The 15,319-nt window shown below is 42.5% G+C and carries 12 protein-coding genes and 1 tRNA gene; 10 read left to right on the forward strand and 3 right to left on the reverse strand.

Annotation, left to right across the window (positions count from 1 at the left end; all coding sequences use genetic code 11):
• Window positions 1-93: 93 nt before the first annotated feature.
• From DEM91_RS05440 to DEM91_RS05470, 7 genes are all read left to right on the forward strand, one after another.
• Window positions 94-3,450 carry a hypothetical protein gene (locus DEM91_RS05440; protein ID WP_195253377.1) on the forward strand — a complete coding sequence of 1,119 codons (3,357 nt, stop codon included), beginning with the start codon at window positions 94-96 and terminating at the stop codon, window positions 3,448-3,450.
• A gap of 108 nt (window positions 3,451-3,558) precedes the next feature.
• Window positions 3,559-4,044 carry a hypothetical protein gene (locus DEM91_RS05445; RefSeq protein ID WP_195253378.1) on the forward strand — a complete coding sequence of 162 codons (486 nt, stop codon included), beginning with the start codon at window positions 3,559-3,561 and terminating at the stop codon, window positions 4,042-4,044.
• Complete coding sequence (locus DEM91_RS05450) at window positions 4,019-4,417, forward strand: DUF1573 domain-containing protein (protein WP_249858242.1); 399 nt, start codon at window positions 4,019-4,021, stop codon at window positions 4,415-4,417. Before DEM91_RS05445 ends, DEM91_RS05450 begins: the two co-directional genes overlap by 26 nt.
• A gap of 28 nt (window positions 4,418-4,445) precedes the next feature.
• Complete coding sequence (locus DEM91_RS05455; protein WP_195253382.1) at window positions 4,446-4,934, forward strand: T9SS type A sorting domain-containing protein; 489 nt, start codon at window positions 4,446-4,448, stop codon at window positions 4,932-4,934.
• Window positions 4,931-7,147 carry a hypothetical protein gene (locus DEM91_RS05460; RefSeq protein ID WP_195253384.1) on the forward strand — a complete coding sequence of 739 codons (2,217 nt, stop codon included), beginning with the start codon at window positions 4,931-4,933 and terminating at the stop codon, window positions 7,145-7,147. Before DEM91_RS05455 ends, DEM91_RS05460 begins: the two co-directional genes overlap by 4 nt.
• Before the next feature lie 21 nt (window positions 7,148-7,168).
• Window positions 7,169-8,323 (forward strand): OmpA family protein, encoded by a 1,155-nt coding sequence (locus DEM91_RS05465; protein WP_249858243.1) that lies wholly within the window; start codon window positions 7,169-7,171, stop codon window positions 8,321-8,323.
• Between the two features lie 114 nt (window positions 8,324-8,437).
• Window positions 8,438-8,815 (forward strand): RidA family protein, encoded by a 378-nt coding sequence (locus DEM91_RS05470; RefSeq protein WP_008124457.1) that lies wholly within the window; start codon window positions 8,438-8,440, stop codon window positions 8,813-8,815.
• 158 nt (window positions 8,816-8,973) lie between these two features.
• Here DEM91_RS05470 and DEM91_RS05475 read toward each other — a convergent pair whose 3' ends face one another.
• Window positions 8,974-9,981, reverse strand: a complete 1,008-nt coding sequence (locus DEM91_RS05475) for an aspartate-semialdehyde dehydrogenase (RefSeq protein ID WP_249858244.1) — start codon at window positions 9,979-9,981, stop codon at window positions 8,974-8,976.
• 936 nt (window positions 9,982-10,917) lie between these two features.
• Between DEM91_RS05475 and DEM91_RS05480 the strand changes: the two genes are divergently transcribed.
• From DEM91_RS05480 to DEM91_RS05490, 3 genes are read left to right on the forward strand one after another with little or no spacing between them, the layout of a single operon-like run.
• On the forward strand, window positions 10,918-13,050 hold the full coding sequence (locus DEM91_RS05480; RefSeq protein WP_249858245.1) for a cation:proton antiporter: 2,133 nt from the start codon (window positions 10,918-10,920) through the stop codon (window positions 13,048-13,050).
• A complete protein-coding gene (locus DEM91_RS05485) occupies window positions 13,047-13,778 on the forward strand; it encodes an ABC transporter ATP-binding protein (RefSeq protein WP_249858246.1) in 732 nt (243 codons plus the stop codon). Before DEM91_RS05480 ends, DEM91_RS05485 begins: the two co-directional genes overlap by 4 nt.
• A 42-nt stretch (window positions 13,779-13,820) precedes the next feature.
• Window positions 13,821-14,744, forward strand: a complete 924-nt coding sequence (locus tag DEM91_RS05490) for a S1 RNA-binding domain-containing protein (protein WP_249858247.1) — start codon at window positions 13,821-13,823, stop codon at window positions 14,742-14,744.
• 95 nt (window positions 14,745-14,839) lie between these two features.
• Here the strand turns inward: DEM91_RS05490 and DEM91_RS05495 are convergent.
• A tRNA-Leu gene (locus tag DEM91_RS05495) sits at window positions 14,840-14,924 on the reverse strand.
• 71 nt (window positions 14,925-14,995) lie between these two features.
• A complete protein-coding gene (locus DEM91_RS05500) occupies window positions 14,996-15,283 on the reverse strand; it encodes a hypothetical protein (protein WP_195254081.1) in 288 nt (95 codons plus the stop codon).
• Window positions 15,284-15,319: the final 36 nt, after the last annotated feature.

Raw genomic sequence — 15,319 nt, forward strand, 5'->3', positions numbered from 1 at the left:
TTCTAGTTAAACAAACGAAGAAATAAAGTTATATAAACTTAAATATCAGAGAGTTATACATTATTCAGTAAACACTATTTAATTTTATATCGTATGAGAAAGAAATTTTTAAGTACGCTGCTAATGGGAGCTTTAGTAACAGCTTCTATGAGTACGTTTACATCTTGTAAGGACTACGATGATGACATCAACAATCTGCAAACACAGATTGATGCATTGACTCCACTCAAGACTGTAAAAACAGAATTGCAGAGTGAACTCGCCAACTTGCAGAAGCAGTTGGAAGCCAAAGATGCACAACTGCAAGAGTCTATTACCAAGCTGCAGACAGCTGATGCAGATCAGGCAAAGCAGATTACCAAGCTTGCTGCTGATGTATCTGGCTTAGAGGCACGTGTAAAGACAGCTGAAGAAGCTTTAGCTAAAGTAAACGAAGCCTTGAAAGGTAAGGCAAGCGAAGCTGACCTGAAAGAATTGGCTGGAAAGGTAGCTGCTGTAGAAAGCAGTCTTGTTGAGCCTTTGAAACAAATCAAAGAACTGAAGGCTGGTCTTGACGACGTGCAGACAGCGCAAGAGGGTATCAAGTCTGATATTCAAGAGCAAAAAGATGCTCTTGAAGGCTACAAGACTCGTTTAGAGGCTCTTGAGAAGCAAGGCTTGTCAGAGTCTGACATCAAGAAGATTTATGACAAGATCGAAGAGGCTACGAAAGCTTTGGATAAGAAATTGTCTGAAGAAATCGCCCAGCTCAAGGCTGATGCTAAGTCATTGTCTGATAAGATTGATGCGGTAAGTACAAACGTTAACGTGTTGAACGTATTGCTGCCTACAGAGCTTCGCAGTATCGTCTTCGCTCCGGATTCATATTACTGGGGTATCGAGGCTGCCAAGATTCAAACCTTGAAGTTTAACGCTTACACGCTGTCTCCTGTTGCTTGGAACGTGAAAGAAACCAAGGGTTATGACAAGGCTGAGCGTTATGAAGCAAAGGATGGTTCAAGAGTGCTTGCTTTTGTAGCAAACTACCACATGAATCCTTCAACAGCTGTTATAGATCCAGCTGCTGCTAAGGTTAATGTTCTCTCTGGCGATAAGGAGTATGAGAATACTCGTGCTGCTGCTGAAGCTGGCCTGTCTGTTGCAAGCTGGAATGTTGAAGGCGGCATGTTAAAGGTTAACTTGGACGTAACAAATCCTGAAAAGATTAAGTCTGTTAAGGAAAACGAAATGGTTACAGTCTTTGCTACACAGGTGACACTTCCTGGTATGGCCTTGAATAAGGATCAAAACTTGGCTGAAAGAACCATTACCTCTGATTATGCTACTTTATATGCTGAGTCTATTTCTGACCTGAAGTTGGCTCACCGTGCAGGAGACGATGTTCCTTTCTTAGGTGTTGAAAGTCCTAATAAGTCTGTACTGGGTGGTCTTGACAAAGATCACAAACATCACCAGCTCTTGATGCAGCATGCATTTGAAGCAGCTGTAAGTGGCAAGTTCGGTCCTCAGGATTCTGTTAACTACAATGAGACTTTGGATCTTCGCAAGCTTGTAGAAGTACATTATAAGAATGCAAAGGGTGTCACCAGATTGATGACAGCCGATGAGCTGGAAGCTAATGGCATGAAGTATAAGTTCGAGATTACCGCACTTTACTTAGGATCTAACGAGACTTCTGAGTCTGCTCACGCTGCTATCAATCCTAAAGACGGTTACACATTCCGTCCACAGATGCCTGAATATGACAAGGCTCATGTAGGGAAGCAACAAGCTTACGGAGCTGAGCAAGCTCGTCCTACCATTGGTCGTACACCACTGGTACGCGTATCTTTGCTTGACAAGGATGGTAAAGTGCTTGATTATGGTTATATCCGTATCAAGATTACAGAGAAGAAGACTCCTGCTACAGTTGAACCAGATAAGCATGTTGATTATCAAGGACCTGATTATAACTACTCATACAATGGTGAATGTACAGATCCTGCAACAGAGTGGAAGTACGAGACAAAGTGGATCCAGACAGAGTACGATTTGTACCACATGTTAGGTATTACTCGTGAAGAATTCGAAGCTAACTATGGTACTTCTCCTGTAAAGGATTTAACGAATGGTAATTTGCAGCAGTATAAGTTGAGTGACAATGGTAAGACATTTGAGAAGATGGCTGAGCCTATCGGACAGGCTTATACAAGAAACGAAACTTCTCCTGAGGACGGAACACTGACCAGTATCTTAGGCTGGAAGTTGACAGCTGCTGAGGCTAAGAAACTCTTCGTTACAGAGAAGAAGGCTAATGTAGAAATTGCCGTGAAGTACGAGTCTAAGGACAAGTCTAAGTATCCTGATGTATTCGTTACCTTCAAGACAGGCAAGCGCACAGGTACTGATTCTACTCCTGCTGGTGAAGTGAAGTTGGCTGACAACATCATCTCTAACTACTGGTATACAGCTAATACTTCTAAACCTGGAACTGCTGAGATTCACAGTAATACTTTGACTCCTGAGGATAATCCTAACGGAACAGCCGATAAGATGGTGACCACATTTGGCGACGTATTCAAGGGCAATAAGATTGGTGCAAGTTTGATAAACGTTGTTAAAGACCTTACTGAAGGTAAAGAGTATGCAGCTGCTAAACTGAAGCTCAGTCTCGTATTCGATGCTGCAAACACAGGCAAGGAATACATGGGTATTGACGGCAAGACTTATGTAATGTCAGTGTCTGACGATGGTAAGACCTTGAATGCCCAGATTAAGGGTAATCAGGCTAAGAATCCTGTTGCAACTCTTACCAGTCCTGAAGATCCAAGTGAGACGATGATTGCTTACCAGCACAATGATTATGCTCATGCGTTGCTGAACTACAAGGATCATAACTCATTGGCTAACGACGTAGTGAAGGCTATTATCGGTATCAAGGCTCAGAATGGATGTGCTAAGGAATTGCCGCTAACTAAGAATACGTTCGACGTTCGCTTCCTCCGTCCAATCAATGCTGAGAATGCCAACAAGGAAATTGTTGATGCAAGCTATGTAGAAATGCAGAAGATCAAGGCTGTTGACCTCTTGAAGTTCACCGACTGGCGTGATGCTTGGAACAAAAACCAAGCTGCTGGTATCGGTGGTGAATACGAGAAGTACTATGGAGTAACGGGTGTGTCTATTGAAGGCATTAAAGACGGACAGTCTATTAGTCTCAATCCTAATGTGTTGACCAACTTGGGTCAGAGCAATCCTAATACGTTCGTTCCATTAGGCGATGTTACTAAGAACATTGACTTCGTTTACACCGCAGCTGATGGTGGTACACTGACCTACAAGAACTTGAGTGCTACTGTTCAGGAGTTCAAGATTAAGATTCCTGTAACTGTGAAGTACATCTGGGGTTATATCACTGAGAATGTAACTATTACAGTGAAGAAGACTGCCAATAACGCAAAAAAGTTCTAATTAACGATTAGATCATCATATTAGAAGGGGAGGGGTAATTTACTCCTTCCCTTTTTTTCTTAAATTGACTTTATGAAATTAAAGATATTTACAATATGCATGCTTTGCATGACATTGACATTTGTTGGATGTAAGTCTGGCAAAAAGAAAGACCCATTGCGTTCGGAGTATTTACGACCAGCCTCGATGGATTATTCTAGCAAAGACTCATCTGAGATAAAGACATTAGTAGATAACTATGTGGAGAATTTCAAGAACAAGAACTTCCGAGTTACAGCCAGTATGCTGTATACTTTGCGAAATGATAGTATCTTGCCATTGTCTGAAGAAATGAAACAGAAATATATTGATGCCTATTCGCATATGCCCATCTACGATTGCGCTGTGAAGGGTATTATTTTACGAAGTGATAAGAACAACGAGGTGCAGGTGTCAGTACAAATTATGCCTAACGGTAGTATTGAAGAAGAGAAAGGTGTTACAACTTTTTGTTTGAATCCTGTGTTAAAAGACGGGAAATGGTATCTTACGTTGTTGGATGAATACGCTGATGGCGTAGAAAGCGTTTATGATAAATATAAAGAAAACCAGTAACCTATTCGCATGGCTGTTGCTTATAGTATGTTGTACTACACTATCGTGTGCAACAGGTAAGCCTGAGCTTCAGCTCAAAACGCAGCAATACGATTTAGGTAACTTGGACAGCGAACATCGAGTGCAGACTATACTCGCTCCTTTTACAAATAAAGGTGGAGGGGAATTGATAATTAATGATATTAAGACCGATTGCGACTGCACAACTGTTCAGTATCCGAAGGATGCATATAAGCACCGTTCGGGCGATAAAATTAAAATTAGAGTGGATTTAACTCCTTTCTTTCCTGGTCCAATATTAAAAAAAGTGGCTATTTATACCAATGGGCAACCACAGCCTGTGGTGATAACCATTAAAGGACATGTTATATGAGTAGGAGTAATAGATAAATGAATAGAGCATGAGAAGATTAAGAATTTTTGCCATGCTTGTGTTGTTGCTGTGTATGGTGACTTCACCTTCCATGGCAAGTAACGAAGATGATGTGCTGATGGTTCAGATGAAATCAGGTGATTTGTATAAATTTCACTTGACAGAGCGTCCTGTTGTTACTTTCTGGCCAGACGGAATCAAAATAGTTTCGTCCGACTTTAGTGCAGAATACAAAGACGTTCAAAAAATATATTTTGAAGAATATACTACAGATGTGACCTTACCGCAAGATGTTCAAGCAAATGAGATGACTTTTACTTATCTTGATGGGCACACTGTTCAGATTGACGGACTCAAAGGAAACACTGCGATTCGTGTATTTGCTTTGGATGGTAAGATGATGTCGCTTAATGTTGAAAGACAAGTTAACTCCATCAAAGTTGATTTAGCGGCTTATCCAAAGGGCATATACATTATTCGTTGTAACAATCATTCATTCAAAGTAACCAAACGATGAAACAAAGAATACTAACTATATTATTGCTTTTCGCCTCATTCTTTCAGGTGCAAGCTCAGCAGAAGGTTTATGTACACACACTTGACAAAACCTTTGACTGGTTTACATGGGAGGTGGATAGCATCACATTCAAAGAGGCAGATCCTCTTGTTGTTCCCGCAAAAGCCAAGCCTGTTGACTTAGGGCTCTCCGTGCAATGGGCAGACTTTAATTTAGGTGCCAGCAGCGAAACAGAGAGAGGTTATTTGGTAGGATGGGGTGACGTGACAGGTACCAACAGGTCCGTCAATTTGAAATACTTCCCCGTTGAGCATCCGCTGGGCAATATCATCATGAGCAAGTATGACATTGCCAAGCAGAAGTGGGGCGACCTATGGCGATTGCCATCAACTGACGAAATAGAAGAGTTGATAGACCACTGTACATGGACATGGACCACAAAGAATGGCGTATCTGGTTACCAAGTTGCCAGTCAGAAGCCAGGAAATACTAATTCCATTTTCATCCCTGTCACGGGTTCGCGTACCGGAGCCATCATGGCCGAGGAAGGCATTGCTGGTTACTATTGGTCTGGTATCTTGGATACCGATAAGACCAACGCTGTTGCCTTGAAGTTTACAGATACCGACAAGCTGCAAACAGCTTTGAAACGTTACGTAGGTTGTAGCGTGCGACCCGTTTATGGAAAGTATGTACAAGCTGTATATGCTGTAACCGCCCCAGCTGCAGAGGTAACCTATCAAACTGCTAATGTTAACGTTTCTCTTTCAGGAGGTCTTGACCAGGTAAAAGAGTACGGTGTTTGCTATGCTAAAAATCCTGTTGATTTAGATCCTATCAAAGGACCTAAGGTTTCAGATACAACCATACCTGAAGGAAATACCAAAACGTTTGTCCTCACAGATTTATCTCAGCGAACCACTTATTATTATCAAGCTTATGCTTTAGTTGGGAGTGATTACGTTTATGGTGAAAAGTTGCAATTTACCACACAACCCAAATTCCCAGAGCCTGAGATTGTAGACTTGGGGTTGTCGGTCAAATGGGCAAAGTGGAACATGGGCGCTAAGACCGAGGCCGATTATGGAGGTTACTTTGGCTGGGGTGATCCAACGGGCGAGTTGTTCTCGAATGATGTCACTGAATACGCCAAGGGATTGACCACTAAAGACATTGGTGGAACCAAGTATGACATTGCACGTGCGCAGTGGGGTGGTAAATGGCGACTGCCTACAACCAAGGAGTTAAAGGAATTAGAGAAATGCACTTGGTCGTATACTCCAAATTACAACGACAAGGGCATCGAGGGGTGGATTGTTTCCAACAATGGCAAGCAAATTTTCTTCCCACGTGCAGGCTGGAGAAGGTCAGATAATTCATCGCACGGTATTGGTGACGACGCCTATTATTGGTCGTCAGAGTTAGCCGACAACAGCCCAAACTCAGCCAAGTATGCTCAGCTCTTAGGAAAGAATTATGTTGAAATAGAGTTGAGTTTGAAGACTATCCTGATTCCTGTCCGTGCCATTTATGACGAACCAGGCGAAAACTACACACCCGATCCGACACCTAATCCAGGAACTGATCCTACGCCAAATCCAAATCCAGAACCAGGCCCTAACCCCGAGCCACCATCTCCTACGGCTGGAAAAGCAGTTGATTTGGGCGTGTCTGTCATGTGGTCCGACCGTAACATAGGTGCTGTTAAGGCTTCAGATGCAGGTAAGTATTTCGCTTGGGCTGAAATCAGTGACAAGACCGAGTACACCAGGAAAAGTTACACTGCCGGATATGATACTATGACTGGAGCGTTCACCGACTCCGTTTCCGTGAGCCACATTGCTGGGAGCAAGTTTGATGCTGCCCGTGTATTGTGGGGCGGAACATGGCGAATGCCAACCGATGACGAGGTGGGTGAACTAAAGAACAATTGCACACTGGAGTGGACATTCCAGGATGGAGTCTCTGGTTATCTGATTACGAACAAGAAAAATGTGAAGAATCATATCTTCCTGCCTGCTGGTGGTTATAACAATGGAACTTCAGTTGCTGGTACCGATTCTTTTGGAAAATATTGGACTGACCGAATTTTTACTTATAAGGACACGAGCAAGAGCACTGCCTATGCCCTGTCTTTAGCCAGTAGCGGTTTCTATGTAAGCAGTCTGTCTAGGGAATACGGAGCCTTGATCAGGCCTGTGATGAATTATTAATTTTATCTAAATACAATAATTATGAAAAAGTTTAAGAAAACTTTCATGGCTGTTGCTCTGTTGTCTATGAGCGCTGCCACCGCTTTTGCACAAGCTACTTATACTGATGTAAACAACAACGAGTATCAGTTTAAGAAACATGCTTTCCTGAATCTTCAGGGTGGTGCACAGTACACACTTGGCGAAGCTAAGTTTGACAAATTGTTGTCTCCAAATGTACAGTTGGGTCTTGGTTATCAGTTCTCACCTGTCTTTGCATTGCGTTTGCAAGCCAATGGCTGGCAGAGCAAGGGAGGCTGGAACGGTTATGAGTTGGCTCGTACTGGTAATCCATACACTGCTGACTATAAATTTAATTATGTGGCTCCAGGTTTAGATTTGATGTTTAATTTATCAAATTTATTCTGTGGCTGGAATCCCAACCGCGTATTCAACGTAACAGCTTTCTTAGGCGGTGGTGCTAACATCGCATGGAAAAATGATGAGGTGAATGGCATTGCCAAGACCTTGAAGAATTTAGACAACTATCAGTTGCAGAATTTATGGGATGGTACTAAAGTACAGCCCTATGGTCGTGGTGGTGTTGAATTAGCTTTCCGCTTGAGCGATGCTGTTAGCTTCTTGGTAGAGGGTAATGCTAACATCTTGAGTGACAAGTACAACTCCAAGAAAGCCGACAATCCAGACTGGTACTTCAATGCTTTGGCTGGATTCCGTATCAACTTGGGAAAGACCTATAAGAAGGTTGAAGCTCCTGCACCCGAGCCAGCTCCTGTTCAAGAGTATGTAGAGCCTACACCTGCTCCAACTCCAGCACCTGAGGTTAAAGAAGAAGTGGTTGAAAAGAAAGTAGAACCTTTCCGTCGTGATGTATTCTTCTTGATTAACTCTGCTAAGATTCGTAATTCAGAAGCAGGTAAGATACAAGAAATGGTCGACTACCTCAATGCCAACCCTAACGCAAAGGTATCTGTTACAGGTTATGCTGACGCTGGTACTGGTAACAATAGAATTAACGACCGCTTGGCTCGTCTTCGTGCTCAAATCGTAGTGAAGACCTTAAAGGAGAAGTACAATATCCCTGCCGATCGCATTATTTCAGATTCAAAGGGTTCAAGAGTACAACCATTTGCTGTAAACAATAAAAACCGCGTTACGATTTGTATCGCAGAATAATACTTACGATATAAAGTTGCATTAAAAAGAGAGCTCATCATGTTGGGCTCTCTTTTTTGCATGATTCAGATTTTATGATTAAATTTGCATCATCATCCTATAAAACACAACATAATGAAATCAGTACATTCAGAAAAGGCTCCAGCAGCTGTTGGACCTTACAGTCAGGCTATCGAAGCCAACGGTTTTGTTTTCGCATCTGGTCAATTACCAATAGACCCTTCAACAGGAAAGTTCCCCGAGGGTGGTATCAAGGAGCAAACACGTCAGTCCATACTTAATGCTCAAGCGGTATTAAAAGCGGCTGGGTTAGACTTGTCCAAAGTAATCAAGACAACGGTGTATCTATCCGATATGGCCAACTTTGGTGCCATGAACGAAGTGTATGCAGAGTTCTTTGCAGAACCTTATCCAGCTCGCTCTGCTGTTGCTGTCCGCACACTCCCTAAGGAAGCTTTGGTAGAAGTAGAGTGCATCGCAGTGAAAGCATAAAGTTAATTGCAACGGAATTTCACGGATTTGCACAGTATATTTGTGCCGTTTCATGAAATTCCGTTGCAATAGTAAGATATTTCACTGAGCTTTAGATTTGTGGTTATACCAATGAGCTTTCAGTGAAAGTATTGAAAAAAGGAGAAAGGCTGGTTCGTTTATCTCTCCTTTTTGATTAAATATTCTGCAATTTGCACAGCATTCAGTGCAGCACCCTTGCGAATCTGATCGCCTGTTAGCCATAGCGTGATACTGTTGTCGTCTGCCAAGTCTTTACGGATGCGACCAACATAGATGTCATCGTGTCCTGCTGATTCCAAAGGCATGGGGTAAAGTCCTGCATTAGGGTTATCCTTTACCTTACAACCCGGTGCAGCAGCTATAGCTTTGCGCACCTCTTCAACATCAAGTGACTTTTCGGTTTCTATCCATACTGATTCAGAGTGCGAACGAAGCGAAGACACACGTACGCAAGTGGCACTCGTCTTGATGTCCGAATGCATGATTTTTTGCGTCTCGTTAAACATTTTCATCTCTTCCTTGGTGTAACCGTTCTCTGTGAACACATCTATTTGCGGGATGACATTGTATGCCAACTGATGTGGAAATTTCTGAATGGTTTTCACCTCGCCCGTTTCCACTAACTCTTTATACTGTTGCTGTACTTCTGCCATGGCTGCCGCTCCAGCTCCACTTGCGCTTTGGTAGGAGGAAATGCGAACCCGTTTGATGTGACTTAGTTGCTCAATGGGTTTCAGTACCACCACCATCATAATGGTCGTGCAGTTGGGATTGGCAATAATGTTGCGTGGACGATTGAGCGCATCTTCAGCGTTCACCTCGGGTACTACCAACGGCACGTCCTTATCCATGCGAAATGCACTGGAGTTGTCAATCATAATGGCTCCATGTTTTGTGATGGTCTCGGCAAACTCTTTAGAAATGCCACCACCAGCCGAGGTAAAGGCAAAATCGACACCTTTGAAATCATCGTTGTGCTGAAGACGTTTCACCGTGTAGTCTTTACCCTTAAAGTTGTATGTCTTACCTGCGCTGCGTTCAGAGCCGAACAGCACTAAATCGTCGATAGGGAAATTACGTTCTTCCAAGATGCGTAAAAACTCCTGACCTACTGCGCCACTTGCGCCTACTATTGCTACTTTCATTGTCGTATCTATTTTTATTAAAACTGAGCAAAGCTCCAACTTCTCTTATGTACATAGTACCCGACAAATTTACATAAAAACTGTGATTTATAAGCCTGTAGAATAAAGAAAATGCTTTTTTCTTTAAGTTATGCTGGTTCTTTTATTGAAGAGTGATATTCTTACTATGAAAAATATCAAAAATATAGTTTCTGTAAAATTGAAGGTACATTGGAAGAAAGAAGAATTAATGCTGAATTTTCTTTACAAAGTGCCTCTCAAAACTCGCGTGAAAACAACCAACGGCAATGTGGGTCGCAAATACGCAAATTATGAGCAACTTTCATAACTCGTTGTTGTTGCGTGTGTTACGCTTAAACAGTTTCCTTTCTTTCGTCTTTTCACCACTTTTTGGCGACTGAAGCATTAAGATAAGGTTGCTATTTGCATGCTTTAAGGTCGTTGAAGTATGTGAATAACACCTCTAAAGAGTGTTTCTAAGTGCGTTAAGTCGATGTTCCAACTTGAAAAGGCATCAATTTTGGCAAAATCAGCCCATTTTTGCATGTCGTTTGCCTATTGGTTTTTTCTATTTTGAAGATTTTGGATGGCCGTTTTTTGGTAAATTAACAGGACAAAAATGCTATTTGGAAAGTGCTTTTGTTGATTCTGCTCTCAAAGAAAAAACTCTTTCTTTCTTCCACTCGCTTATAATTCGGAAAATTTATCTACATTTGCATAAGGTAGGCTACGCCTCAACAGAGAAAGTAAACTTTCTCTGTCTTCGGCTTGCGCCACCTTTGCATAAAAGAGACTTCGCCTTAGCAATTTCAGGCTTGCCTGATTGCGTTCGGCTCGTACTCTTTTTGCATAAGGTAGGCTGCGCCTTAACAAAGAAAATAAATTTTCTCTGTCTTCGGCTTGCGCTACCTTTGATGTGTAAAAATAACTAACCGCATGATATCAGCATATTTCCCCATTACGGACCCCACTTTGGTGTTTTTAGTAGTATTATCGGTCATACTCTTGGCACCGATAATCATGGGAAAATTGCGTATTCCCCATATCATTGGCATGGTGTTGGCGGGCGTTGTGTTAGGGAAGTATGGACTAAATATCTTGGTTCGTGACAACTCGTTCGAATTGTTTGGCAAAGTAGGGCTGTATTACATCATGTTCTTGGCATCGCTCGAAATGGAGATGGAGGGGGTGAAGAAGAACAAATATCGTATGTTGGCGTTCGGTCTTCTTACCTTTGCAGTACCCCTTGTGCTGGTTTATTTTTCATGTGTTTACCTTTTACATTTCTCCGCACAGGCTTCGTTGCTGTTGGGGTGCATCATGTCTTCCAATACTCTTATTGCTTATCCCATAGTAAGCCGATATGGATTACAGCGCAAACCCAGTGTGATGCTGAGTGTCGGTGCCACTATGCTGTCGCTGTTGTTAGCGTTAGTGCTGTTGGCAGGCATTGTCTCTTCTGCTGAAAGTGGGTCGGATGTGGGATTTTGGTTGCTGCTCACGTTGAAATTTACCCTCTATTGTGCCGCCATGATTCTTTTGATTCCTCGATTTACACGTTACTTTCTGCGTCGCTATAGTGATGCGGTGATGCAGTATGTGTTTGTAATGGCGATGATGTTCATGAGTGCAGCCCTGAGTGAAGCCGTTGGTTTTGAAGGTATATTTGGCGCTTTTTTTGCAGGTTTGATACTGAACCGTTATATACCAGCCGTTTCTCCACTGATGAACAGGATAGAGTTTATAGGCAATGCGCTGTTTATTCCTTACTTCTTGATAGGGGTGGGGATGCTCATCAATTTGCGAATCCTCTTTGCAGGCGGACAAGTAGTATTCTTTCTATTGGTGATAACCTTTGTGGGAACCGTTGGAAAAATGTTAGCTGCCTACCTTGCGAGCCATCGTTTTCAGCTTCCACTCTCTTCGGGAACAATGATGTTTGGATTGACTTCGGCGCATGCCGCAGGTGCTATCGCCATGGTGATGGTAGGGATGAGGATAGAACTGGCACCAGGAGAGTTTCTTGTGAATGATGAAATTCTCAACAGTGTGGTGCTGATGATACTGCTCACCTGTATCATTTCTTCGTTAATCACAGAGCGTTCTGCCCAGAAAATAACATTGCGTGATCAGCAAATTGCATCGGATGAAGAGGCGTCTCTCGACGATGAGCATATCCTTGTTCCTATAAAATATCCCAATTATGCAGAACAACTCATTGGTTTGGCAATCTTGATGAAAAGTCGAAAGCTCAACAGACCACTCACGGCTATTAACGTGGTGTATGAAGATGAGCAAATGCGAGTGAATCAGGAAAAAGGCAAACATTTATTAGAACAAGTTACACGTTATGCGGCAGGGTCGGATGTGCAAGTACAGTCGCAGGTGAGAATAGCCGTGAATATCGCCAATGGCATCAAGCATGCTTTCCAAGAGTTCCACGCAAATGAGATTATTATTGGGATGCACACGCACGCTGAGGTTTCAAAGAAGTTCTGGGGACAATTTCATCAAAGTTTGTTTAACGGATTGAATTGTCAGATTATCATGGCAAGACTGATGCAACCCCTCAACACACTCCGCCGTATTGTGGTGGCAGTACCTTCGAGAGCTCAATTTGAACCTGGCTTCTACCGGTGGTTGGAACGCCTTTTGCGTATGGCGACGCATTTAGATTGTCGAATAGAGTTCCATGGCAGACAAGACACATTGGCGTTGATAAGTGCATATATACAAGAGAAACATCCTGTGGTGAGAGCGGCATTTAAGGACATGGAACACTGGAATCAGTTTCCGCAGTTGGCTTCTACGATTGCTGACGATCACATGTTTGTGGTTATTACAGCGCGCAAAGGCACCGTTTCTTATAAAAATGCATTAGAGGAATTGGCAGAAGAGATACGACAGAACTTTTCAGGAAAAACGATTCTCATTGTTTTCCCCGATCAATATGAGGCTGTAGAGGGCGATATGACTTACTCTCAATCCCAACATCAAGAAGAACGTTCAGCGTATGACGTTGTTGGAGGATGGATAAAGAATAAAATTGAAAAAACAAAAAAGATATGATAGATATACAAGGCGTTACAAAGTCGTTTGGTCATCTCCAAGTATTAAAAGGCATTGATTTGCACATCAACAAAGGAGAAGTTGTGAGTATTGTGGGACCGAGTGGTGCTGGCAAGACGACTTTGCTTCAGATAATGGGTACATTAGACCAAGCAGACCAAGGACAAATCATGGTAGATGGCGTTAGAGTAGACCAGTTATCTTCCAAAAAACTAAGTGATTTTAGAAATCAACACATTGGTTTCGTATTTCAATTCCATCAATTATTGCCCGAGTTCACTGCACTCGAGAATGTCATGATTCCTTCATTGATTGCAGGTAAAAGCCAAGTTGAAACAAAGCAGCGTGCCCAAGAGCTACTCCAATATATGGGACTGTTGGATCGTGCTCGTCATAAACCCAATGAATTGTCAGGAGGTGAGAAGCAGCGTGTGGCAGTGGCACGAGCATTGGTGAACCATCCAGCCGTGATATTGGCAGATGAACCCAGTGGTAGTTTGGATTCTAAGAACAAGACAGAGCTGCATCAGTTGTTTTTTGATTTGCGTAAAGAGTTTGGGCAAACCTTTGTTATTGTGACACATGACGAGGGCTTGGCGTCCATCACCGACCGCACCATCCACATGAAAGACGGTAGGCTTATCCAGACTACGCCATGCCAAGCAGAAAATGATGCGCAATGTCAACCTTCCGCTCAATGCTCTGAAGATGATACACGTCATTCTTAGGAGCATTCACAAGAATCTTCTATCTAAATATCCAATTGAATAATGAAATACAATCAACAAAAACAGCATAAAGACCATACGGGAGAAGAAGTGCTTGAACAAGCCCATGCACCCGAACACTCATGGGTTCGCCTCGGCGATTACAATCGTTTAGTGATATTAAGAGAGGTGGAATTTGGTTTATATCTTGATGGTGGGGATGAAGGCGAAATATTGTTGCCGAAACGTTATGTGCCAGCACATTATACGGTTGGCGATGCCTTAGATGTCTTTGTCTATTTAGATCAAGATGAACGGTTGGTAGCAACCACCGAAACTCCTTTAGCTAAGGTTGGTGAGTTTGCGTTCTTGTCGTGTTCATGGGTCAATGAGTATGGAGCGTTCTTGAACTGGGGCTTGATGAAAGACTTGTTTTGTCCCTTTCGTGAACAGAAGAAACGCATGGAGATAGGGCATCAATACATTGTTTATGTCTATGTGGACGAGGAAAGTTATCGAATTGTTTCTTCTGCGAAGGTGGAACATTTTCTCTCTTCCGACACACCTTCGTATAAGAGTGGAGAAGAGGTAGATATCTTGGTGTGGCAAAAAACAGATTTGGGCTTTAAGGTGATCATCAACAATCGTTATGGCGGACTTATTTATAGCAATCAGATATTTCGACCAGTACATACTGGTGATCGGCTAAAAGCGTACATTTCTATGGTGCGTGAAGACGGAAAGATTGATGTAACGTTGCAACCGTTTGGGCAGAAACAAACAGAGAACTTTGCAGAAGAGTTGTTGCAATATCTCCGTTCGCATGGTGGATATTGTGAGTTGGGGGATAAGAGCGATGCCGAACTCATCAAACAACGTTTTCAGGTGAGCAAGAAAACGTATAAAAAGGCTGTTGGTGACTTGTATAAACGTCGGCTGATTAATATTCAACCAGATGGCATCCGATTAGTTGACGACCGCTCTTGATAGGATTGCGAACATCTTCAGCACTCCCGTCTATACAATCTAAAAAAACTTCCGAAATATTGTAGATTCATCGCTACAGCATTTCGGAAGTTTTGTGGTGCGCCCGATAGGACTCGAACCTACACGTCGCAAAACACTAGATCCTAAGTCTAGCGCGTCTACCAATTTCGCCACGGGCGCAAAAAACATTGCGGTTGCAAAGTTAATCAATAATTTTATAAAATAATCTTGTTTGCTCGAAAAATGTTGTTTTATTCTTCAGAAGTTCCTCTTTTAGGAGACTTCTTCTCAAGTTGTAACTTTTTCTTCAGCCTTTTCCACCCTTCCACTCCGATGATAGTAAGCCCACTATACTGACAGGTTTTAGCCAAACCAAAGAGTATTGTCCACCAAACACCTTTGGCAGTTGCGCTTATTGGCAATAACATTTGTGCAAAGGAAAGAATGTAAAAAGGAATGCACATGCCCAATACGATGACACCTGTCCGAAAGGACATGCTTTTTAACCATTGATGAAAGAGAGTGAATAGTTGTTTCATGCTGTTGATGATACTTTTGGGTTAGCAATAACAGTG

Source organism: Prevotella sp. TCVGH (genome assembly GCF_023522295.1).
In the GTDB taxonomy this organism is placed as follows: Bacteria; Bacteroidota; Bacteroidia; order Bacteroidales; family Bacteroidaceae; genus Prevotella; species Prevotella timonensis.

Coding starts and splice junctions, on each gene's coding strand:
- DEM91_RS05470 (WP_008124457.1), top strand. CDS start 8,438: ATGAAATCAGTACATTCAGAAAAGGCTCCAGCAGCTGTTGGACCTTAC.
- DEM91_RS05445 (WP_195253378.1), top strand. CDS start 3,559: ATGACATTGACATTTGTTGGATGTAAGTCTGGCAAAAAGAAAGACCCA.
- DEM91_RS05485 (WP_249858246.1), top strand. CDS start 13,047: ATGATAGATATACAAGGCGTTACAAAGTCGTTTGGTCATCTCCAAGTA.
- DEM91_RS05500 (WP_195254081.1), bottom strand. CDS start 15,283: ATGAAACAACTATTCACTCTCTTTCATCAATGGTTAAAAAGCATGTCC.
- DEM91_RS05450 (WP_249858242.1), top strand. CDS start 4,019: ATGATAAATATAAAGAAAACCAGTAACCTATTCGCATGGCTGTTGCTT.
- DEM91_RS05490 (WP_249858247.1), top strand. CDS start 13,821: ATGAAATACAATCAACAAAAACAGCATAAAGACCATACGGGAGAAGAA.
- DEM91_RS05440 (WP_195253377.1), top strand. CDS start 94: ATGAGAAAGAAATTTTTAAGTACGCTGCTAATGGGAGCTTTAGTAACA.
- DEM91_RS05455 (WP_195253382.1), top strand. CDS start 4,446: ATGAGAAGATTAAGAATTTTTGCCATGCTTGTGTTGTTGCTGTGTATG.
- DEM91_RS05465 (WP_249858243.1), top strand. CDS start 7,169: ATGAAAAAGTTTAAGAAAACTTTCATGGCTGTTGCTCTGTTGTCTATG.
- DEM91_RS05460 (WP_195253384.1), top strand. CDS start 4,931: ATGAAACAAAGAATACTAACTATATTATTGCTTTTCGCCTCATTCTTT.
- DEM91_RS05480 (WP_249858245.1), top strand. CDS start 10,918: ATGATATCAGCATATTTCCCCATTACGGACCCCACTTTGGTGTTTTTA.
- DEM91_RS05475 (WP_249858244.1), bottom strand. CDS start 9,981: ATGAAAGTAGCAATAGTAGGCGCAAGTGGCGCAGTAGGTCAGGAGTTT.